At 31.5% G+C, this 22994-nt stretch carries 22 protein-coding genes, 1 tRNA gene and 1 pseudogene; 5 read left to right on the top strand and 19 right to left on the bottom strand.

Features of this window, described 5'->3' with window-relative positions; translation table 11 throughout:
* Positions 1-26 precede the first annotated feature (26 nt).
* From CL818_RS03885 to CL818_RS03825, 13 genes are read right to left on the bottom strand one after another with little or no spacing between them, the layout of a single operon-like run.
* Positions 27-1238: a WcaI family glycosyltransferase gene (locus CL818_RS03885; RefSeq protein WP_272973103.1), complete on the bottom strand. Its 1212-nt coding sequence runs from the start codon at positions 1236-1238 to the stop codon at positions 27-29.
* Between the two features lie 13 nt (positions 1239-1251).
* Positions 1252-1812, bottom strand: coding sequence for a putative colanic acid biosynthesis acetyltransferase (locus CL818_RS03880; RefSeq protein WP_013186355.1), 561 nt, complete (start codon positions 1810-1812; stop codon positions 1252-1254).
* Positions 1805-2899 carry a glycosyltransferase family 4 protein gene (locus CL818_RS03875; RefSeq protein WP_272972902.1) on the bottom strand — a complete coding sequence of 365 codons (1095 nt, stop codon included), beginning with the start codon at positions 2897-2899 and terminating at the stop codon, positions 1805-1807. The genes CL818_RS03880 and CL818_RS03875 overlap by 8 nt, the downstream gene beginning before the upstream one ends.
* Positions 2878-4104, bottom strand: a complete 1227-nt coding sequence (locus CL818_RS03870; RefSeq protein ID WP_272972903.1) for an O-antigen ligase family protein — start codon at positions 4102-4104, stop codon at positions 2878-2880. The genes CL818_RS03875 and CL818_RS03870 overlap by 22 nt, the downstream gene beginning before the upstream one ends.
* Entirely contained in the window at positions 4101-5519 is a 1419-nt protein-coding gene (locus CL818_RS03865) for an O-antigen polymerase (RefSeq protein WP_272972904.1), read from the bottom strand. The genes CL818_RS03870 and CL818_RS03865 overlap by 4 nt, the downstream gene beginning before the upstream one ends.
* A 6-nt stretch (positions 5520-5525) precedes the next feature.
* Complete coding sequence (locus tag CL818_RS03860) at positions 5526-6602, bottom strand: glycosyltransferase (RefSeq protein ID WP_272972905.1); 1077 nt, start codon at positions 6600-6602, stop codon at positions 5526-5528.
* Positions 6599-7849, bottom strand: a complete 1251-nt coding sequence (locus tag CL818_RS03855) for an oligosaccharide flippase family protein (protein WP_272972906.1) — start codon at positions 7847-7849, stop codon at positions 6599-6601. The genes CL818_RS03860 and CL818_RS03855 overlap by 4 nt, the downstream gene beginning before the upstream one ends.
* Positions 7850-7864: 15 nt before the next feature.
* Entirely contained in the window at positions 7865-8953 is a 1089-nt protein-coding gene (locus CL818_RS03850) for a GDP-L-fucose synthase family protein (RefSeq protein WP_272972907.1), read from the bottom strand.
* Positions 8954-8955: 2 nt separating this feature from the next.
* Positions 8956-10074, bottom strand: a complete 1119-nt coding sequence (gene gmd / locus CL818_RS03845; protein ID WP_272972908.1) for a GDP-mannose 4,6-dehydratase — start codon at positions 10072-10074, stop codon at positions 8956-8958.
* Positions 10075-10117: 43 nt separating this feature from the next.
* A complete protein-coding gene (locus tag CL818_RS03840) occupies positions 10118-11185 on the bottom strand; it encodes a hypothetical protein (protein WP_272972909.1) in 1068 nt (355 codons plus the stop codon).
* A 6-nt stretch (positions 11186-11191) separates the two neighbouring features.
* Positions 11192-12853: a DUF6909 family protein gene (locus CL818_RS03835; RefSeq protein ID WP_013186346.1), complete on the bottom strand. Its 1662-nt coding sequence runs from the start codon at positions 12851-12853 to the stop codon at positions 11192-11194.
* Between the two features lie 23 nt (positions 12854-12876).
* Positions 12877-14370, bottom strand: a complete 1494-nt coding sequence (locus CL818_RS03830; RefSeq protein ID WP_272972910.1) for a GH3 auxin-responsive promoter family protein — start codon at positions 14368-14370, stop codon at positions 12877-12879.
* A 3-nt stretch (positions 14371-14373) separates the two neighbouring features.
* Positions 14374-15240 (bottom strand): M23 family metallopeptidase, encoded by an 867-nt coding sequence (locus CL818_RS03825; protein ID WP_041240876.1) that lies wholly within the window; start codon positions 15238-15240, stop codon positions 14374-14376.
* A gap of 134 nt (positions 15241-15374) precedes the next feature.
* Here CL818_RS03825 and tatA point away from each other — a divergent pair, with 134 nt between their 5' ends.
* Entirely contained in the window at positions 15375-15563 is a 189-nt protein-coding gene (tatA, locus tag CL818_RS03820) for a twin-arginine translocase TatA/TatE family subunit (protein ID WP_041240875.1), read from the top strand.
* Between the two features lie 56 nt (positions 15564-15619).
* Here the strand turns inward: tatA and CL818_RS03815 are convergent.
* From CL818_RS03815 to CL818_RS03795, 5 genes are all read right to left on the bottom strand, one after another.
* Positions 15620-15693: transfer RNA gene (locus tag CL818_RS03815), tRNA-Ala, on the bottom strand.
* Positions 15694-15708: 15 nt separating this feature from the next.
* Positions 15709-16503 (bottom strand): universal stress protein, encoded by a 795-nt coding sequence (locus CL818_RS03810; protein WP_013186342.1) that lies wholly within the window; start codon positions 16501-16503, stop codon positions 15709-15711.
* Positions 16504-16570: 67 nt separating this feature from the next.
* Positions 16571-17557 (bottom strand): glycosyltransferase, encoded by a 987-nt coding sequence (locus CL818_RS03805; protein ID WP_272972911.1) that lies wholly within the window; start codon positions 17555-17557, stop codon positions 16571-16573.
* Positions 17558-17561: 4 nt separating this feature from the next.
* Entirely contained in the window at positions 17562-18491 is a 930-nt protein-coding gene (locus CL818_RS03800) for a glycosyltransferase family 2 protein (RefSeq protein WP_286971678.1), read from the bottom strand.
* Entirely contained in the window at positions 18492-19298 is an 807-nt protein-coding gene (locus CL818_RS03795; protein WP_013186339.1) for a glycosyltransferase family 2 protein, read from the bottom strand.
* A gap of 145 nt (positions 19299-19443) precedes the next feature.
* Here CL818_RS03795 and CL818_RS03790 point away from each other — a divergent pair, with 145 nt between their 5' ends.
* Both CL818_RS03790 and CL818_RS03785 read left to right on the top strand, forming a co-directional pair.
* A complete protein-coding gene (locus CL818_RS03790; protein WP_272972913.1) occupies positions 19444-20091 on the top strand; it encodes a class I SAM-dependent methyltransferase in 648 nt (215 codons plus the stop codon).
* 24 nt (positions 20092-20115) lie between these two features.
* The gene (locus CL818_RS03785) at positions 20116-21453 is read left to right on the top strand and encodes an MATE family efflux transporter (protein WP_272972914.1); all 1338 of its coding nucleotides are present in this window, start codon (positions 20116-20118) and stop codon (positions 21451-21453) included.
* Positions 21454-21595: 142 nt separating this feature from the next.
* Here CL818_RS03785 and CL818_RS03780 read toward each other — a convergent pair whose 3' ends face one another.
* Positions 21596-22234, bottom strand: coding sequence for a 2OG-Fe(II) oxygenase (locus CL818_RS03780; protein ID WP_272972915.1), 639 nt, complete (start codon positions 22232-22234; stop codon positions 21596-21598).
* A gap of 96 nt (positions 22235-22330) precedes the next feature.
* On the opposite strand from CL818_RS03780, the gene CL818_RS03775 reads away from it, so the two are divergent.
* Positions 22331-22783 carry a 6-pyruvoyl trahydropterin synthase family protein gene (locus CL818_RS03775; RefSeq protein WP_013186334.1) on the top strand — a complete coding sequence of 151 codons (453 nt, stop codon included), beginning with the start codon at positions 22331-22333 and terminating at the stop codon, positions 22781-22783.
* 2 nt (positions 22784-22785) lie between these two features.
* Positions 22786-22994: pseudogene (locus tag CL818_RS03770) on the top strand (UDP-2,3-diacylglucosamine diphosphatase); the annotation flags it as partial.

Genomic DNA, 22994 nt, shown 5'->3' with positions numbered 1-22994 from the left:
TACTCCAAAACTCTTTTTAAGGTATACTATTTTAAAAGAGTTGCTATCCTACTTTCCATTTCTTTTAAAATAACATTTTTTGAGAATTTACTAATGATATAGCACTTTGCATTTTCACCAATCTTTTGTGAATAGGTTTCATCATTAAAAAGACATTCTGTATAAGTTAAAAGAGCATTAATACTGAACTCAGCTTCATCAACGTATTTACCACCTTCACTCTCTTGAATTGTTTTTTTAACTTCAGATAAACTGCTACCAGTTACTAAAGATGGAACAGAGCTACCCATCATCCCTAATATTTTAGAGGGCATTACTGTATCAACAATTTCTGTTTTTTGAAACAAAATATGCAATTGAGCACTTGAAAGAACATGTCCTAAATCCTCATAGGGAACAGGTTCATAGTGAGAAACCTGTGGTAATGTTTTCGTGTTTTCTTTTAGCCATGCTTTTTTTGAGCCGTCTCCAATGACAATGAGTTCATACCTTTGCTTATCTAACTTTGAAGCATATTGTACAAAAGTATCCCAATCTTGTTTGTCTCCTATATTGCCAGAATATAAAATTTTAAACTTATTAGATGAAAAATATTTATGAGGCTTTTTATAAGTCTTGTCTATCTTTTCATTGTCTACCCAATTAGGTAAGAAATATGTTGGTGATTTTGTTTTAGCACTTAGTTTTTCTAACATCGTATTGCTAATAGTGCTGGTAATATCTGCTTTGTTAAGCAACCAAGATTCAACTTTAAAAAGCAAACCAAAGAGTGGCGTTTTTAAGCTAAATTTCTTTTTTGTAGTTAAACCAGACTGTAAAGCAGCATCAAATTCAAAATCTTGAATGTGAACCCATAATTTAGCATTTAATCTCTTTTTTAATAACCAACCTATACCTGCTGATGGCGTTACAGGTATTATTGAAATTACAAGGTCTGTCGATTTTATTTTAAATGAATTGATTAAACTGCCGAAGCTAAAATCTAATATATGTAAGATACGTTTAATAAATGACGGAGAATTAGGCACATACTGTTTATAACGATATACAGTAATGTTATTTATATCTTCTTTTATGAAATTAGGGTTGTTTTTATAAGATTTCCAAACTTCCCATTGTGGATAATATGGAAAACCTGTAATTACATTTACCGCATACCCTTTGTTAACTAGGTAATTTATGAGTTGTGTAGAGTAAAGACCTATAGCAGTGTCTTCAGGATAAAAATTTATCCCAATGAGAGTTATTGTTTTATGATGTTGCTGTGCTTCTATTTTTTATAACTTTTGCAGGACTGCCTAAACATACTTTTCCTTTTGGCAAATCCTTAAATACTGAGCTTCTTGCTCCAACAACGGTACCCTTTCCAATTGTAACATTTGGTGCGACATATACATCTGTTGCGAGCCAGCATTCATCTTTAATGTGTATAGGTTTTGCAAAAATAGCAAAGTCTCTTTTTAAATAGTCATGAGAACCTGTGCAAAGATATGATCTTTGAGAAATGACAGCGTGTTTTCCAATATTGATTTTTCCTAAAGAGTATAAAACAACATCATCTCCTATCCAGCTGTAATCGCCAATTTTAACTTTCCATGGGTATACAATACTAACGCTTGATCTTATTAAAACGCCTTTACCAATTTTTGCGCCAAAGCATCTTAAAATAAATCTTCTCCAACCATAAAATAATTGAGGAGATGGTTTAAATAATAACGATTGTGCTATCCACCAAAACTGGACGTAAACTTTTGATTTACCTCTAAAACCATTTGGAGTACTATAATCATCTAATTTTTGAAATTCATTCATTTTCAATATTCATAATACTTATAAAACCCTCAATAAACTTTAGAGTTGTAAGTTTTTCTATATAATTCATATTAAATTTAATAATATCCTCTTGTGCTCTAGAATGCTTAGAAACTTTTTTTATAGCTTCTGAAATTTCAAACGACGATTCTTTTTTAATAAATGTAATTTGAGTGTTATTAAACATATCTTGTAGCGCTGGTTGCTTTGTTGCAATTATTTTGTTGCCAGTAGCCATTGCTTCTAAAATAGATAATGGTAAGCCTTCAACCATTACAGATGGACATATTAATATATTACTCCATTTTAAAAGCTGTTTTTTCTTTTCTCCTCTAACAATACCAAGATACTCAAGGCTATTAATGCTATCTATTTTTTTGTTGTATTCTACAATTTTCTTTGAGTCCATTGTACCAGCACACTTAGCGGTAAACTTAAAACCTTCTAACTCTAAACTCTCTAGAGATTCAAAAAAATACTGAATTCCCTTACCTGTCATCAAGTTACCTAAAAAAACTATTCGAGGTTCGTTTATTGTTTCTAGTTTCTCCTTTTCAGTATTAGTGAGTAGAATATCTTTAGATACAAAATTAGTTAATACATATATATTTGAAACATCAATAAAAGGAGTGAAATTACTTTTTAAAGACTTAGAAAGCACAATAGCTTTGTCTATCTTAGATAAGATAAATTTTACTAATTGTTTTTTTAAACCACCAAGGTTGTGGTACATATCACCCAGGTAGTTACCGTGTAAGTGAATAATTACTTCTTTAGACAATAATTTACCTATTAAAATATAAAAGCTATACTTTAATACTCCGAAGAAACTTTGACCAATGGTTATATATATAACATCATTGTTTAAAACACATTTTATATTGAAACTTTTTGTAATGAAAAAGAATAATTTATCAAAACTAAAACTACCTGTTTTATCTTCAAATTTAGAGTAGGATGTATCTAATTTAGAAACCATATATTTCTTGTTTAGCAAACCCTCATATAAGGTAAGGTTGGCAACAGAAAGGCCGGTAATAGGGTTAGGAAATGGCCCAATAATTATTATACGTTGTTTTTTCTCCAAGGTAACTCTTGTGTTGATATTGTTTGTAAGAAACAACTAAAATAACTGAAATAGATAACACCATCTTGGCGTTCTAAAATATTTTCAGTTAGCATTACTAAAGCATAAAATGCAATAGTATATATAGCCAAATAATTATTTTTTAATTTTTGATTTTTGAATACTATTATGTAACAGATAATAATAATTGTCGTGCCTATTATACCTAATGCTAGTAGAAAACTTAAATATTGATTGTGAGTATTATATTGCCCAGCAAATAATAGGTCTGATGTTTCTTTGTTCTTTTCGAATAGTGTATTCTTAGAGTCTCCAATACCATAACCAATTAATGGCTCTTCTTTAAAAATTTCTATAGCATTTTTATAGATAGAGTACCTAATGTTAGTTGAGGTCACATTGTTCTCAATAGTATCTATAGAGAAAAGTTCTTTAAAGTTTCTGTTAGCTCTATCATTAATAAAAAGAAAGCATACGCAAAGGCATATTATAGATACTCCTAAACCTCTAATTAATGAGGATTTGTTGTGTTTAAAAAAATAAAAGAGAGCTATTAGACCTATGGCTATCATTGGTCCTTTCTTGCTCATTAAAAACATAAAAAATACTATAAGAAACACAAGTAAACCTCTTATTGTAAAGTTTAAAATATTTCGTTTAAGAGGTATAAACATTAAAAATATAAGCGAAAGACACAAGTGCATAGATAGGTATATGGGATGAATCATATAACCCTCAATCTTATCATCTATTAAATGAGAATAATGATATAAAACGTCAGCAAACGTAAACTCTGTAAAATAAAAGTATAAGAAATAATACAGGTTAAGTAAAATAGCACTTAGGATAAATGCGTATAATAACTTATAAAGGACTTTAGAGTTACCGTAAAGTTTGTATTTAGAGTTTACTAAAAAAGCAAAATACCAAGGAAAGACTAATAGTGATGCTGTTTGCTCAATTTTTTTAAATCCGGTGTCAAGGTTTTCAGTATATAAGAGGCTAATTAAAAAAAGTATTGAGACACAAGCATTTATTAAAAAAAACTTGAGATTAAATTTTAATTTATTCTTTATTATAGTAATGAGAGCAAAAAGAGCAAAAACACCAATGGCTAATGGCTTTTTGTCAAAAGGCAATAAAATAGAGCACATCATAACTAGACAACCCAAATAAAACCAGTTTTTAGAAGAAAATTGCATCATGAGCTTGTTTTACTTTTAGAAAAACTAAATGTTATACACTTCTCAATTATTTTAGGTATAACAACAACGCCTATAAGTGTTCCTATAAAGTATGCATAACCATTTGTGAAATCTCCTCTAAGCAAGAATAATAGGTGTATTGCAAAATAAAATGAAATAATTTCTTTTAGTGCATCGCCTGAGTTTAACCATTGCATAAGTTTTATGATAGCAAAGGATAGCGCAATGGCCATTAAAAAAACACCAACCCAACCAAAATTTATATATCCTTCTGAAACAATAGGGTTAGATATGTTATTAAATCTAAACCCATATTCTTCAATTAAATGATCGCCAACAACCTGGCCAGTTGAGTAAGGTTTTCCTTCCCAAATACCTCTAGGTATAAAAAACAATAAGGAACTTAAAAGTTGATGTCCATATTCTAGACCATTTAATTTAACATAGTCTACAGTTGCTATAATATTAGCGTAAGCATCATAATGCAAGGTGCTAAAAGCTCTTAATATTCCTTCTTTTTGCAGATATTCTACAATTTCTTCAGGATGTTCAATCATTTCCTGAAATGTAATCCTTAAGTGTGTAAGTGCTGAGATTAGAGGAAATGCTATAATCATCGAGATAAATAAAAACAGAAATGACTTTGCATTTTTATTTATAATCTTCGGAAAGAAAAGATAGATTAGGGAAATGTAAATAGGTCCTAATGCATTTCTTTTTTCGGTCAATGGATTTTTAAGCACTAACAGTATAAATAGCATTATTAGCATTACACCAAAAATTATAATACTATTTCTGCTTAATTTAACTTTACTTCTTAAATAGCTAAAGCAAATAGCTACACCACCCAATGGGACCAAGAAAAGTACTTTTTTACGTATAAGTAAACTCCCTACAGAAGTGTCTGGTTTCATCCAGTTGGCTCGCTCTATTTCATTTATTAGAAAGCCAAAATTTGTAATCAAAATAACTGCACATATTATTACTAAAGTTATTGCAATAATAGGTGTAAATGGAGATGGAGATTTTGGGAGGGCTTTTATAAATACTCTTTTACTCTTAAAATGAACATAACTAAGAAAGAATATTATATTAAAGAATAATATTATTGCATTAGTATAAATAACAACATTAGAACTGTAAGGGAAAAAATTTATAAAAGTATTTACTTCTGGGTCAATTGCATTAATCTGAATGATAGGAGCTACAATAAAAAACAAAAAATTAAAAACTATATATGCAGATAAAAATGGAGAATATGTTTTTTCAACCTCTAAATGATAGTATGTAATAGCTGTAATAAATAAATAATTAACAAAGAAGGATAACCATACACTTATATCTGTATAAAAAAACAGAAATAGCGGAATACTAGTTACTAAATACACAAATATTAAAAAGGTCCTTAAATTCATGTAACTTTAATCTAAGTTCATTAAAAAGGGTTCTGCCATAGCTTCAATAGAGTACTTGTTTTGGCAAAAGTTACAAATTACCGAACGTTTATTAATCCAGAAGTCTTTATTATCAAAAAATAAAAGGCTTTTATTTTTAAAGTCTTCAATGTCATCAGTTTTAAAATACAACGCATTCTCATTTGGATGTACAGCTTCAATCTCTGGAGAGTGATTTTCATTTTCAGAAACAAGCATAGGTACCCCAAACCCAAAACTTTGAGTTACTGAAAGCCCTACGTATCCAGGAGAAACACTAAACAATGCATTGTCGTATTGAGTTTTTAGCTCAGAATAATTTGAGATATGACCTAATAATTTAACTTTATGAGCAATGTTGTTTTTTATAATGTAGTTCTCAAGAGCCTTTTTTTCTTCTCCATCGCCAATAATTATTAATTGGCTATTTTTTGGCAAAGATAAGTGTAAAGTAAGAAATGCTTTTATTAAAAAAAGTGGTTTTTTGCCTTTTGTTAACCTGCCTACATATAAAATATTATTCTTGTCATTAAGGTCTTGAGTAGAAGCCACCATTTCTTTTTTGAAAATTAAAGCATTACTAGCTGTATAGATAGGTTTAGACGGCATCTTTAATGATAACTCTTCCTCTTGAGTTTTTGTATATACAATTATTTCATTTGCTAATAACCTCATAAAATGTCTAAGCAAATCACTTTTGCTATTAGGACCAGACCTTGGCCAAGCGTGTCCCCAAACAATAGTTTTTCTATTTAGAATTTTCCTTAAAATTAATATTAGCCAATTAGATATATTTCTAGGATTCAGGCTAATTACAAATGTGGTATTTGGTTTTAAAACATATTTCCAAAAAGGCCCTGTCTGGAATAAAAAGTTTCTATTAAAGAAAAAGATGTTTTTAACAGCTCTGTGGAAGCTAATGGTTTTGTCTGTTGTAATAGTTTCTTTAAAAAATCTTTCGCCTCCAAATAAAATAAAATTATCTTCTAATTTTATTTTTAAGTAGGTAAAGAATTTTACCCTATAATCTGGAATGACAGTTTGTATGATAATAAGTTTACTCATGAAACTGTAGCATATTTTTTAAAATAAATATATCCGAGAATTAATAATAAAAATTCAGTCAATACAACACTAATTGTTGTCCCATAAATACCATAATAGTTTACAAGGACAAGACTTACGGTTAAATTAAACAGGCCAGCACAAATCATAATATTCATTCGTGTCTTGTACTTCTTTATTGCAGGCAAAAACAATGCGTTAAAAAGCATGTTTAAACCTGAAAATATAGAGATTAAACTTAATGCTTTAAAAACAATTGCATAATTAGAAATTAAATTGTCGTCATAAATTATATCTAATAATGTTTTACCGAGTACTATAATAATGATCGAAATGATAGTACTTACTAAAAGTATATAAGGCAATAACTTTTTAATAGTATTGATTTTCTTTAAATCACCTTGCTTAGAAAGCCAAGGATAAAATGCTTGATAAAGAGGCGTATATACATTTTTAATAGCTAAAATTAATTTTTCAATACTAGAGTAAATCCCAGCAGTTGTATTTGAAGTAAACATACCAAGAATAAATACATTACTACTTGTATAAAGGCTTATTGCAAAGTTAGATACAAATAAACTTGTACTATCTGATAGCAATTGTTTAATTAAGTCAATTTTTGGACGCGTAATATGTACGTACTTAAAACATAAACCCACACCAAGTAACCCAGCAATTATAAAGCCTAAAGAATTATATATAGGGACATAAATATAATCCTGTTCTTTTGTAATTAGAATAAAAACAAGTGCAGTAAAAATTGATTTAGCTAAAATATTTATTAGCGTTACAAATTTCATTTTTTCGATTCCCTGAAAAAACCAAACAGGAAACAAAGCTTGCCCTATAACTAAACCAAAGCTATAAAGGTAAACACTAATATCTACGCTAAACCTTGTAAATACACTAATTATAAAATAAAAGATTGAAAAGGCAATTAATAAAAGGAAAGCCTTTATAACGAAAATAGCAGAGAAGATCTCCGAAAGCTTTTTCTTGTCATCTCTTGCTAAAGATACTTCTCTAGTACCACTTAAATTAAAACCATAATCTACAAACACATTAAAGAAGATAGTTAAAGATTGTGCTAACATTATTAAACCAAACTTATCTGTACCTAGTACCCTTACCAAATAAGGTAAAACAAGAAGCGGTAAAATATAATTAGCGGCTTGAAGCACTAAAAGCGAAACGTAATTAGAAGCTATTGTTCTATTCTCCTTGGCTTTTAGGTAGTTTTTAAACATATACAATTAGTTAAATTACTTTGAAGCTTTATACCAATTGTATAATTTTTGAATACCCTCTTCTGTTTCAATGTCGTGAGACCAACCTAATTTATTAAGTTTAGAAACATCTGTTAATTTTTTTAATGTTCCGTCTGGTTTTGATGTATTAAAGGTAAATTCTCCTCTAAATCCTAAATGCTTTTTTATGCTAAACGCTAATTCTTTAATAGAAATGTCTTTTCCTGTACCAATATTAATGTGGGTATTTCTAATAAAAGAGCCTTTGTCTTTTATTAAATCATTAAAATTAACTTGCTGCATAATAAAGACACAAGCTTTAGCCATATCCTCACTCCATAAAAACTCTCTCCTAGGTGTACCACTTCCCCAAATTTCAACAGAGACAACATTATCTTTTTTTGTAATTCCAAAGCTGGTTAATACTTTAAGAATGTCCTCCTTTGGTGATTTGCCAGAAATAGCACCAATAGGCAATTTATTTAAATCTTCTTTAATAATTTCCCAATCATCTAATTCTAAGGCTTTACCTAAATGTATTTTTCTAAGTAATGCTGGTAGTACGTGAGATTTTTCTAAATCAAAATTATCGTTATACCCATAAAGATTTGTAGGCATTACAGATATATAGTTTGTATTATATTGAATATTATAACTCTCACAAAGCTTAATTCCTGCAATCTTAGCTATAGCATATGGTTCATTTGTGTACTCTAAAGGTGAGTTTAAAAGATAATTTTCTTTAATAGGTTGTTGGCTTTCTTTTGGGTAAATGCAAGTACTTCCTAAAAATAGAAGCTTCTTAACGTTATTTAAATAACTATGGTGAATAACATTATTTTGAATCATTAAGTTTTCATAAATAAATGATCCTCTATACGTATTGTTAGCTACTATACCACCAACTTTAGCTGCTGCTAAAAAAACATAATCGGGTTTATGCTCTGAAAAAAAATGTTCTGTTTCAACTTGATTGGTAAGGTCTAACTCTTTATGTGTTCTGGTTATAATATTATGATAGCCTTTAGACTTAAGCTCGTTAACAATAGCTGAGCCAACTAAACCTCTATGTCCTGCAACAAATATTAAAGCATCTTTCAACATATTTATTCAAAATAATTCATAATTGTATAACCGCCTTTCTTAAGATAGCTTTCCTTTTTCATAAGGTTTAGGTCACTTTTCATCATATCATACACAAGGTCTTCTAATTTATGATCGGGTTTCCAACCTAGTTTTTTAAATGCTTTAGAAGCATCGCCTATAAGTAGCTCAACTTCAGTTGGCCTAAAATATTTTTCATCTATTCCAATTACTTCTTGTCCTAAAGAAATGTTGTATTCTGATTTTGAAACAGCTGTTACAATACCTTTTTCATTAATGCCTTTTCCTTCAAACTTTAATGTAACTCCAAGATAATCAAAAGCCATTGTAACAAAATCACGAACAGATGTAGTTTTACCAGTAGCAATCACCCAATCTTCGGGCTCTTCAGCTTGTAAAATCATCCACATCATTTTTACATAATCCTTAGCGTGCCCCCAATCTCTTTTAGCATCTAAATTTCCTAAATACATTTTATCTTGTAATCCAAGTGCAATTTTAGACGCAGCTCTAGTTATTTTTCTTGTAACAAATGTTTCGCCTCTTATAGGGGATTCGTGATTAAATAAAATACCATTACAAGCAAACATGTTATAAGCTTCACGATAATTTACTGTTGCCCAATATGCATAGAGTTTTGCAACAGCATAAGGACTTCTAGGATAAAAAGGAGTGTTTTCGGATTGAGGAACTTCTTGAACTTTACCATAAAGCTCAGATGTTGAGGCTTGATAAAGTTTAACGTTATTTTCCATTCCTAATATGCGTATAGCTTCTAAGAGACGTAACGCACCTAAACCGTCTGTATTAGCTGTATATTCTGGCATCTCAAAAGACACCTGCACATGGCTCATAGCCGCCAAATTGTATATTTCATCCGGCTTTACTTCTTGTATAATCCTAATGAGATTTGTGCTGTCTGTTAAATCACCATAGTGTAAAAAGAAATTTTGATTTTCTACGTGTGGATCTTGATATAAGTGATCTATTCTATCTGTATTAAATAATGAAGATCTTCGTTTTATGCCGTGTACTATATAACCTTTTTTTAAAAGAAATTCACTTAAATAGGCACCATCTTGTCCGGTAACTCCAGTTATTAAAGCAATTTTTTGGCTCAAAATTTCAAATTTTAAATTAACATCTTGTTCAAATAACTATCTATTAAAGCTTTTTGAATTTCCAAGTTTCATTCTGTTCTACACTTCCTAAATATTTAAATAATTTTATACCTAATATTATAAGAATGGCTAATAGGATAAAAGCTATGCTGAGGTAATAACTTTTAATTATCCTAAATGGACTACCATACTCCGGAAATCGCTTAATGACATTTACAAAATTTTTAGATTTATTAATATCTTGAATTGTACTCACCAATTCTAAGCTTAAATCCTTTTCATATGAATACAATTCAGGAGTTTCTTTATAAGCTTCTTTAGCTCCTAGGTCTATATTGGTGCCGGCGCCATTTTGCGGTTTATTTGCTTCTGTAATTAAGACTTGCCTTAATACAGATCTAGTTGAATCAATACTCTTTAAAGAATTTTCTAATAGTTTCTTTTTATTTAAAAGAACATCCATCTCTCTATCTCTACGATCTGTTATGTTAGGTGAGTCTGAAAAATCCCAAAGCTTACTATTTAATAAGCTAAAACTTTCGTTTTCCGAAGAGTGCGCTTTTATTTCAAAATTATCATAATCTTCAAATCGCATTTCTTCTTCATACATATTGAAGCTGAAGTTTTTTTGAAGAGTAGAATCTTGCTCATAGATATAATCGTAATAATCAAATCTTAATTTATTAATACTATATATTGGCTCTATTTCAAAAGAAATTAATTTAGCAGCTTTAGATGGTTCTATTTCTAAAAGTCGGCCTAATTTAATGGAGTCTTGATTGATTATTAGCTCATTAAATTCTTGTATTCTTGCTCTTAATTGAAATTCGATTTCATAATTAGTTTGTACAACTGCAGTAGCTTCATAAACCTCAGACTTATACTTTGATGCAATACGCTCTGCAACAAATCCAAGGATGGCTGCAATAATTATAAAAATCAAATATTTTTTTAAAAAGCTTAGAATAAGAATAAATAGAACAAAAACGTTATGAATTAACCGTCCTATCCATCTAAAAAGGTTGCCAAATCCGTTTCCGATAACTTTAAAAAGCTCAATAATATTTATTTCTTCTTGGCTATCTTTTTTTTGAGTAGTCTCTTCACTCATAGTGCTTTAATTAAGTATTTGTTCTAATATTTTTTTAGTTATCAGGTATGTTGGTTTAACACCAGTGGTTCCTAAACCTCCAGAAGCAAGCGTGCTTCCTGTTTCTAAAGGATTGTCACTTGCGTAATAAGCGTATCTTACTTTTACATCGTCTTTAATGCTACCTCTTATTCTTGATGCTGCTTGTATTGCTTTTTGATAGTGCGCACCTTCCATTTCTAGTCCTATAACATTCCAGGTAGAATGGTGAAAGAAACGTAAAATATCCTTGTTCTGCAATGAAGTACCCATAACGGTAATCATACTACCATCATATACATCTAAGCCTTGATTTTCTAAATCTTCTACTTTTAATTCGTTTACAAATGGATAATTATCTGCTGTTCCTTCAAACAAGTGTGCATTAGGAATCATAATGTCTCCTTTGCCACCTTGCAAAATCCCAGCTTTACCCATTATTGAAACACTTTTCACATTCATAAGTGTTGTGCCACTTTCTGTAGTGTAGGGTTTTAAAAGCTCATCCATAGTCTCATAGGCTTGCTCACCAAAGGCATAATCCATAACCATAATTACAGGTGCTGTTTTAGCCTCAAGACTTTTATCTAATTTAGCAATATCAAAAATTTGAACATTTATATTGGCACCACTTTTATCCTCTAAATAAGTCATGCCATTTGCTAACGCTGTTTTCATAACTTTAGTACGCAACTTGCCACTTGCAGAGTTACTTAAGTCTTCATAAATAGCATCTATGTTCTTTTTTTTAAGCTCTGTAGTTAAAGATGTGGGTGCGTATAGTGTATTCATAACACTATGCATATTGGCGCTAATAATATGTAGTGGTCTTTCAAGTAAACCTAGCTCTAAAAGCGTTTCCTTTATTTTTGTAGCCCAAATTTCTCCATGAATATGGTGTCCTAAACGCTCTCTTAGTACTGGTGTAAAGGTTACTAGGCGTTTGTTATTGTGTATAACCTCTTCAATAGCCAGTTTTCCTAACCAATAAATAACATGTAAAAAACGGTCGTTAGAGTCTGAAGTGTTAAACTGTGGATATACTGTTGAAACCTCCTTAAATGTCCTACCTATAATATTAGCAGTGTGAGTTAATGCTATCTCGCGTTCTGCTTGTGAAAGATCTTCTTTTTGAAGGACAGCCTTTTCTAATTTTTTCCAATCTCTAGTTACATCACCATTCTCATTTATTATAACACGACGCATAATTTTATGAGACTCCATAAATAAAAAAGTAAGATGCGTTAGGATATCGTAAATTTCTGAGCGACCTCTAGTAATTTCAATATTCATCTGCTCATCATCTATACGATAGCAGTTACGTCTTCTTTTAGGAGGAATAATAGGCTTAAAGTGAGAGTCACCGTAACCCTCATCACTCGTTAAGTTTATAAAACTACATTCTTCAATACCAAAAGGAAGCCTGTCTATAACATAAAGCAAACCTTGGAGCTCCACTTTTTCTTCTGCTATTGTACCATATATTTCTGGTCGTAATGTTAGTAGAGATTCTCTTAGTGTTTCTCCAGAAACGCCCATAGGCTTATAAAATCCACGATTAAACAAATGTCTCATCGTTATATACATTCGCTCTATAGCATTTGTACTTTCTTGTGCTCTGCTTCTGTTATTTTGTGTTTCCTTACTCATTATATAATGCTAAGATAGTTTTTTTAAGATTGCAATTCGTAAAGGCTATTTGCTATTTTACGGTCGTTAGACAGTCTTGGCAGTTTGTTTTGACCGCCTAGTTTGCCCTGAGTTTTCATATATTCCTTAAAGCCATTCTTTTTTACTTTAAAAACCTCTAGTGGTTTAAGAATTTTTCCATCTATTAAATCTTTGTAATAAGAATTTTGCTGTTGTAAAGCCTGGTCTATTCTGCTTGAAAATGCAGCTATATCTTTTGGCTCTGTTTCAAACTCTACAAACCATTCGTGATAGGGTAGTCCTTGTTTTGGTTCTATTTGAGGTGCTACAGTAAACTCACTTATAGAGACTTGGTAAGAACTACAAGCGTCTTTCATTGCTTCCTCAACCTCTTTGGCAATCACATGTTCGCCAAACGCAGAAATAAAATGTTTTATGCGTCCGGAGACTATTACTTTAAATGGTTTAAGTGAAGTAAACTGAACAGTATCTCCAACATTATAAGCCCATAATCCTGCATTGCTAGAGATTAGCATAACATAGTTTACATTTAACTTAATGTCTTTTAATGTAAGGCGTTTAGGGTTTTTGTCGAAAAATTTATCTGCTTCAATAAATTCATAGAATATGCCAGAATCTAGCTGAAGCAACATGCCATTATCATCTTGTTTGTCCTGAAATGCAAAAAAGCCTTCAGATGCTGGATAAAGTTCAATACTATCTACTTTCTTCCCAATTAACTTTTCAAAAATGGGTTTATATGGCTCATAGTTAACGCCGCCATAAATAAAAAGATTAAAGTTTTTAAAAAGGTCTTTTATATCCTTACCGCTTTTTTCCTTTAAACGTTCAAAATACATTTGCACCCAAGGCGGAATACCACTAATAACAGTCATGTCTTCATTAATGGTTTCCTCTACAACAGCATCTACCTTTGTTTCCCAATCTTCTATACAGTTGGTTTCCCAACTTGGCATTCTGTTTTTTTGAAGGTAGTTTGGTACAAAATGGGCTACAATACCAGATAGGCGTCCCAACTTAATACCGTTTTGCTCATTTAGCTCGGGACTTCCTTGCAGAAAAATCATTTTTCCATCGACAAAATCTGCATTGTTTGTTTCAGCTATATAACAAAGTATGGCATTTCTTGCAGCGTTTATATGACCAGGCATAGACTCCTTGGTTAAAGGAATATATTTTGATCCACTTGTGGTACCAGAGGTTTTTGCAAAATAAAGAGGTTTACCTTTCCATAAGATATCCTCTTTTCCAGCTACAGCTTCTTCTACATAAGGCTTAAGATCTTCATAATCTCTTACGGGTACATATTTAGCAAAATCTGTATGGTCTTTAATAATTACAAAATTATGATCCTTACCAAATTTGGTGTCTTTGGCACCATTAATTAATTCCCTTAAAACACGCTCTTGTGTTTTAATAGGATTAGCTGCCCAACGATCTATTTTTCTCCTGTGATAATGAGCAAAGACTTTTGCTGCAAAAGATTTTAATGACATAGGTTATTCGAAATCTATAAGATCTGAAGGATTTAATGGGTATCCATTACTCCAAATCTCAAAATGTAAATGTGGTCCTGTAGTGTACTCTCCAGTAGATCCTGCTGTGGCTATAACTTCGCCAGTACTTACTAAAGAGCCTTGTTCTTTTTGTAATGCAGAGTTGTGTTTGTATACGGTTATTAAACTATTGCCGTGTTCAATTATAATAACATAGCCGGTTTCTGCTGTCCATTCTGCAAATATCACGGTACCGTCTGCTGCAGCTTTAATTGGTGCATCTTTAGCAACAACAACATCTACAGCGTAATGTTTTTCTTTAAAATTATAACCTTCGGAAATGCTACCGTTTACTGGAGGAAACAGTGTAACATTTAAATTTGAAGGGTTTGTTTCTTCAAAGACATTATACTTGTCTTCTAAAGCTACCTTTTCTCTTAGCTTTAAATCTTCTTCAGAAGGTGATAGGTTAATAGAGTCTATACTTATTCTTGCTGCTTCTAAAATTGAATCTTTATCAATATCTGTAGACTTAACATCGCCACTAAGCACCTTTTTAATGCTTTCGTAATATTGATTATTAATGGCAAGTGCTGTTTCTAGCGAGTCTGTTTTATAAGTAAGCTCTGTAGCTTTTAGCTTTAAACTTGTAGAAGAATAACCAGGAATATATTCTTTTAAAGGAGTAAAAGCAATAAGTACTGTTGTACCTGCAATAAGCAATAAAGATGTTAGTGTAACTAATATAAACACGTTTAAACGCGTTAACTTTAAAGAGACGCGCTCTTCAAAAGTGTCTTCATTTAAAATAACCATTCGGTATTTATGAAGCAGTCTTTTCTTAAGTTGTTTTTTTTCTTTCTTGGCCATAGCGTTTTGCTGGTTCACAAAGATACTATTTTCGATATTACCACTAAGAAAACGTTTGGTTATTGAATTATATTCTATTAATAGAAGAGATAACAAATTTCTTAGTAAATTTGCAGTCTATAAATATAATGACAATGATTTTAGCATCTATATCTTTAGCAATTGGAGCACCACAGATTATACTAATCGTAGTGGTTGTACTTTTATTATTTGGAGGTCGTAAAATTCCAGAATTAATGCGTGGTTTAGGAAGTGGTATTAAAGAATTTAAAGATGCCAGCAAAGACGACGATGAAGACACAAAAAAAGTAGATAACAAATAGTTAGTTACTTTAAGAATACAAAAAAAGCCGAAATTATTAGTTTCGGCTTTTTTTTGTGGAGAATATCGGATTCGAACCGATGGCCTCTACGCTGCCAGCGTAGCGCTCTAGCCAACTGAGCTAATCCCCCAAAAATGTTGAAATTTTATTTTCCGCTTAATACTAACAATGGGATATTGCAGTAAAACTCTTTTTTAAGGATAATGTTCTTTTCCCAAAGCTTTTTGAAAAATCCGCGTTTACGTCTCACTACACAAAGCATATCTGGATTATGACTTTGAAAGTGTTCTAGTACTCCTTGAAATGTAGTGGCATTTTCTGTCTCAACTATACTGTTCTTAATTTTTGTAAGACGGTCATTAATCTTCGCATCTTCCTCTGTAGCGTCTGGTGTAATTACTCGTAATAAGTTTAATTCAGCATCAAAACCTTCAATAAGCTCCATTAATGGGTTTAAGACCTTTTTCTTACTAATTGTACCGCTTTTAAAGGCCATTAAGATACTGTCTACATTTTTAAACGTGTAACCTTCTGGTACTACTAAAATTGGTATGTTGGTTTGTTTTACAAGTTTACCAGAAGTGTTTCCTAAATAAACTTCTTCTTTAACAGAATTACTTCTTGGGCCAATAACCATTAAATCTACAGGAATATGCTTGTTAAAACGCTCTACACCTTCAACGACATTGCCCTTTAAAGGATGCGCTACAACAGAAATGTCTTTTTTGTCCACAGCATTTATAACATCTTCAAGATTATTCTTGGTGTCGTCTTCTATAACCCTATTAAGCCTTGTTCCTGTTCCAGCTTTAGAAAATTCTTTAAAAACAGAAATAACATACACATTTACATCACCTATAAATGACGCCAAATCTATAGCATATTGTAAATTACTAATTGCATTTTTTGAAGAGCCAATAGGTACGAGTATGTTTTTCATAATTATGTTTTATTGAAAGAAATATAAGTAAAAGTACGAGTATTTTTTAAGTGTTTTAAACTTGTCTTTATACAATTTTTGGAACAGTATTATATTCTGAAACAAATTTTGGTGGCTCAGGATTAACAGTGTCTCCAGCTAAAACTGTATTGTAATAAGCGATATAACCAAGAGCCATTACCTTGGCATTAAAGTTTTTTACAGCATAGTCATGACAAGCTTTAGGATTGTAATTAAAGGATTTTGCAGCAGCAATTAAATCTTCATATGAGTTGCTTGTTACACCTACTTCTGGTGAGATTAATTCCTCTAATGCACCTACTTTAGTACCAAACACAGCACAGCCAGCATAAAGGCTTTCAATAATTGCCAAGCCAAAAGGTTCATTCCATATAACAGGAAAAACTAGGGCTTTAGAGCGTTCTGCAACTTCAATTTTCTTTTGGTTATTAACCATGCCGTGAAATATCACTTTAGGGCTTAACATATATACCAAACCTCTTTTAAAGTTTCTAAATGTAAATCGTTTTCCGCCAAGCACATGTAATTTTTCATTAGCTGCTAGTGCAATCTTTGCAGCACCAAAGACATTTTTTAACTTCCAAGCTGCTTTGCCTAAGAAATGAAATCCGTTTCTAGTACTCTCTAAGTTAGGCTTAGGATAGTCACTCCAGTCTATCCCATTGTATACAAATGCTTCAGAGCCATAACGTTTCGCATGGTTTTTAGATATAAAAATGGTGTTTTTACTTAGATTCTCACTTTCTGGAGGATTTGTGTGTATAGTGACCACATAGGGTTTCTTAACTTTAAATGTTGGTGTTCTATTAAAGTGAATAACATCTATGAATTCTGGGATATGACTTTCTATGGATTTAGATGCATCATAAGGTATTACTGTAGCAAAGTTACAGGCAGACGTTTTATCAACCAAGAAATAGACTTGGTGCCCTAAATTACTCAACTCTTTTCCTAAACACCAAATAACACGCTCTATGCCACCATAAGTTTTGGTTGGGATAATTGCGTACCTGCATTCTATTAAAATATTCATAGGTTTAATAGATAGGTGTAATTTGTTGTTTGTGCTTAAGAGACCTTGTTAATGGTGCTTGTAAAAACAACGTATAAAATAAACTCCAATATTTAGGTTTTACAAGGCTACTTATAAAGTACCTTACTTGAAGAAACGTAAGTAGAATATAAAAAGGAATTAAGCCTTGATGCTTTCTTACCACATATAATAGGGAAATCTTTAATTCGGTTTTAATGGCCACAGATTTTTCGGTGCTTGCACCGTGATAATGTATAAAAGAAGCTTCCGGAACTAAGTATGCGCTTTTATTTAATTTAGCTAGTCTTCTACAAGTGTCTGTTTCTTCATAATAAAGGAAAATATTAGTGTCGAAACCACCAATTGTATTAAAGTCTGACGCCCTAAAAAACATAAAACTTCCAGCTATAAACTGTCCTTGTTGCGGAGTGCTGTACAAACGCTTTCGTTTAGGGAACTTTTTAGGCTGTATGGTTTCCAAGAAACTTCTTCCAAATATTTCTCTTACTGGAGATGCAAAATGATCTATAGTAGGCAATATTTTTTTGTCATCTGTAAAAGCTTGTGGACCACAAACACCAACATCTGGACGCATGTCCATAAATTTCTTTAACACAACTAGACAATCACTCTCTAAGACAGTATCATTATTTACAAATGCTAAATATTGCCCTTTAGCGTGTTGTACACCTAGCATATTTCCGCCACCAAAACCTGTATTTATGTTACTTCTTACTAATGTTATAGGGTGCTCTTTAGCAATAGAGTCAATATAATTTTTAACGTGTAGGTAACTTTTTTTAGTAGAGCCGTTATCTACAATTATGTATTGGCATTTTAAAGTAGTTGAGGTATGCTCAAACAATGATTTTATACAGTTAACCGTATAATCTTCAGAATTGTAGTTTATGATGATGATAGATATATCGACCATTTATTCGTTTTTAAGATACTGGTCTACACCTTTTTCAATATAGGTTAGGTTTTTTTCTGTGGTTTCGCGTTCTATAATTTCATTAATCTCAATATGGCTTTTGTCTTGTTCCTTATGATAAATATGATACACAATACCTTTAAACTTAAGACGCTTGCCTTTTACACCTATATTAATAAGGCGTTGTATCATTTCACTATCATCTATTCCCCAACCGGTTAAACCTTCATTAAACCCATTAACCTTAATAAAATCATCTCTCCAAAAAGACATGTTACAACCTCTTAATTTAGAAGAACGCGAGTCTTCTTTTTTATAAGAATTTGCTAAAAAAGGAATTCTTAAAGTTCTGCCTCTTTTTTTTATGCCTTTCGAAAAATAATTAAATGTTATTTTTTTCTCTTTGAAAAGAGTCTGCAAATAGTCTTCTTGTATATTAACTCTACTGCCATATAAAAACTGACCTTTTTCAGCTAGAGATAAGTGGTCTTTCACAAAATCTTTATGCATAATAATATCGCCATCTATTTCTATAATATAATCATATTTAGCGCTAGCAATAGCTTTGTTCATAATTGCAGGCTTTCTGTTTTTAAGATCCTCATGCCAAATATGGTGTAATGGCACAGGAAAATCTGCCTGCATGCGTTCTATAAGATTTTTGGTGTCTTGAGTAGAGCCATCATCTCCTATGATTACTTCATTAGGTAAATGTGTTTGATTTTTAATACTTAACAACAGAAGCTCTAAGGCTTCAGGCCAATTATAGGTTGGTGTTATAAGTGAACATTTAAGATTAGAGACCATTGTTAGGATTTAGTACAAAGTAACACATTTTCTAAAAAACATCTTTAGTTATTGCCTTTCACTTGTACATTCCTATACTTTTAGTGGTAATGCTCTTTTTTTGTCTAAATTCGTGCCCTTCAAAATAACATCTCTAAAAACAAATATGGATTACAACAATAAACCAGACGGCTATTATAATAATGTGAGACAAGAAATGCTGGTCTATCTTCCAGCTAATGCTAAAAAAGTATTAGACGTTGGTTGTGGTAACGGTGCTTTTGCAGCAACAATAAAAACTAAAAATTCTGCTGAAGTTTGGGGTATTGAATACATGGATGAAGAAGCTAAACAAGCAGAACAGGTTTTAGACAACGTATTTTCAGGACCTTGTGAATCTTTTATAAAAGATTTACCAGACAATTTCTTTGATGTAATATATTTTAATGATGTTCTTGAGCATCTTGTAGATCCTTATGATGTTTTAGACCAAATAAAACACAAGTTAGCACCAAATGGTGTTGTTATAAGCTCAATTCCCAATATGAGGTATTACAATGCTTTTATAAAACTACTTGTAAAAAAAGATTGGCAGTACGAAGGTCATGGTATTATGGATAAAACACATTTAAGGTTCTTTACTAATAAGAGCATTAAAACCATGTATAAAGATGCTGGTTATACAATCACCACACATGAAGGTATAAACAAAACAAAATCTATAAGACCATTGCTGTTTAACATTCCATTATTGTTTACACAAATGGATATGCTAAATTTACAGTACGCAACAGTTGCCAAATTTGATAGATAATAAATTTGGTAAGAGTTTTTAACCATGTCTAAACTCAATATTTCTTTTAAGCACATAAACAAGTTGGCAATACCAGCATTGCTAACAGGTATTGCAGAACCAATTCTTTCTGCAACAGATGCGGCAGTAGTAGGAAATATTGATGTTAACGCTACAGAAGCCTTAGCTGCAGTTGGGATTGTAGGTTCTTTTTTATCCGCTTTAATATGGATTTTAGGGCAAACACGAAGTGCTCTGCAAGCCATTATATCCCAATATTATGGCGCTAATAAACTTGATGAGGTTTCAACGTTACCAGCACAAGCTATATATTTTAATGTCTTATTAAGCATTGTTATATTAGGGAGCACAGTTTTCTTTATCCAAGATATATTTAGTCTTTATAATGCAGACGGTCTTATTTTAAAGTATTGTGTAGACTATTATGAGATACGTGTTTGGGGATTTCCCCTAACACTTTTTACGTTTGCTGTGTTTGGCATTTTTAGAGGATTACAAAACACCTTCTGGCCAATGGTAGTTGCTATTATAGGAGCAGTATTAAACATAGGCTTAGATTTTATATTAGTGTATGGTATTGATGGCTATATAGCAGAATTTGGTTTAAAAGGAGCTGCTTATGCGAGTCTTATAGCTCAAGCGGTAATGGCCATTTTAGCATTACTTCTTTTACTAAAGAAAACAAATATTAGTCTTAGATTAAAATTCCCTATTCATAAAGAGTTGTATACTCTAATAGGAATGGCTTTAAACTTATTTGTAAGAACTATTGCGCTAAACGTTGCCTTATATTTAGCCAATGCTTTTGCTACAGATTATGGTAAAAACTATATTGCAGCTCAAACAATTCTCATAAACATCTGGCTCTTCTCTGCTTTTTTTATTGATGGTTACGCGGCAGCGGGAAATATATTATCTGGAAGGTTACTTGGTGCAAAAGATTATGAAGGCTTACTAAAACTAGCTAAAAAAGTTTCTTCATATGGTATGGCCGTAGGTCTATTTTTAGTGGTTATAGGCTTTCTTTTATACACACCACTAGGTTTGTTGTTTAGTAAAGAACCTATGGTTATACAACGTTACAAAGAAGTTTTTTGGATAGTAGCACTTATGCAGCCTTTAAATGCCGTCGCATTTATTTTCGATGGAATTTTTAAGGGATTAGGTAAAATGAAATATCTAAGAAATGTCTTACTCATTTCTACCTTTGTAGGGTTTGTGCCAACCTTATTTATATTAGATTATTTTGACTATAAGCTCTACAGTATTTGGGTAGCTTTTGTAGTGTGGATGTTGTTTAGAGCTGGAGCCTTAATAATAGCCTTTAGAAAACAATATGCACCAAAAGCAGCAGTTCAATAATCACAGCTTTATCATGTATATTTGCTAAAAAAAGAAACAATGGAAATTTTACAGTTCTTAAGTGGCGCAGGTTTATTTTTAATATTAGGACTAGTTTTAGTAGGCGTATTTATTTATAAAAAAATAAAAAACAGATAAGCTTTTATCTTGTTTTAAGCCAACCTGTTATGCTCAAACGTTCATTAGCCATGACACGTTTTACCTCATGTTCTATGACTTGGCTTTCAAAAATAACCACGCGTCCTGGTAACGGTAATATAGTTTTGTCGCCTCCATCTAAATACAGTGTGAGTTCTCCACCAAATTCTGGCAACCAACCATCTTCATTTAAATAAAACACCATAGAAAGTTTTCTCCTATCATCATTTTGAAAAGTATCTAAATGCCTTTTATAAAATGTTCCAGTAGGGTAAACAGCGTAATGAAACTCCTTTGTTAGTATTCCTAAGAAGCAAGTTTTGTTTAAATAAGATACCAAGCTATCCACTTTAGCAAAAAACAACTGCTCTGTTGGCTCTTCCTTTTTCTCATCGATCCATAAAATAAAATCACCTCTAATGGTTTTGTCTATTTCTTGATTGGTATAATTGCCAATAGCAGATTTTTTAAAAGAATCTTCTTCATACTTTATTAATAAAGATTCTCTTAAGGTCGAAACCTCTTCAGGAGTAAAGAAATCATCTACTATGCTGTATTTTTTAGTGATGAGGTCACTTATAATACGCTCGTAACTTTCGTTTTCTGTAAACGTAATATCTTCAAAAAGTTGTGTTGTGCTCACGCTTTAAAATTTGCGCAAATATAAATTTTGATTTCATATGATTTGAAAAAAATGACGAGCTCTAAAATATGTATCTTTGAAGCCTATAATAATGTCATGAGTCACATAAGAATAACAAAACAATTCTCTTTTGAAACCGGTCACGCACTTTATGGTTACGATGGTAAATGCAAAAATGTGCATGGCCATAGCTATAAGTTAAGCGTTACAGTTATCGGAACACCTATAAGCGATACCTCACACGTAAAATTTGGTATGGTGATAGATTTTGGAGACCTTAAAAAGATTGTAAAAGAAGAAATTGTAGATGTTTATGATCACGCTACTGTATTTAACAAAAATACACCACACGTGGATCTTGCAAAAGAACTTAGCAACAGAGGACACAATGTACTTTTAGTAGATTATCAACCTACTAGTGAAATGATGGTAACAGATTTTGCTGAAAAAATTAAAACCAGATTACCAGAGCATATTTCTCTACATTCCCTAAAGCTTCAGGAAACCGAAACGAGTTTTGCAGAGTGGTATGCAAGCGATAATATGTAAGAATGAAGCTTCCTAAAGATAAATACATCTATTTTTCTAGCGATAACCATTTGGGTGCGCCTACAGATGAGCTTTCTAAACCTAGAGAGTTAAAATTTGTTGCGTGGTTAGATGAGGTTAAGAAAGATGCCGAAGCTATTTTCCTATTAGGAGATTTATTCGATTTTTGGTTTGAGTATAAACATGCCGTGCCTAAGGGATTTGTACGTGT

This window comes from Croceibacter sp. (assembly GCF_002716225.1).
Taxonomy (GTDB): Bacteria; Bacteroidota; Bacteroidia; order Flavobacteriales; family Flavobacteriaceae; genus Croceibacter; species Croceibacter atlanticus.
This window is presented reverse-complemented; position numbering and strand designations above follow the sequence as displayed.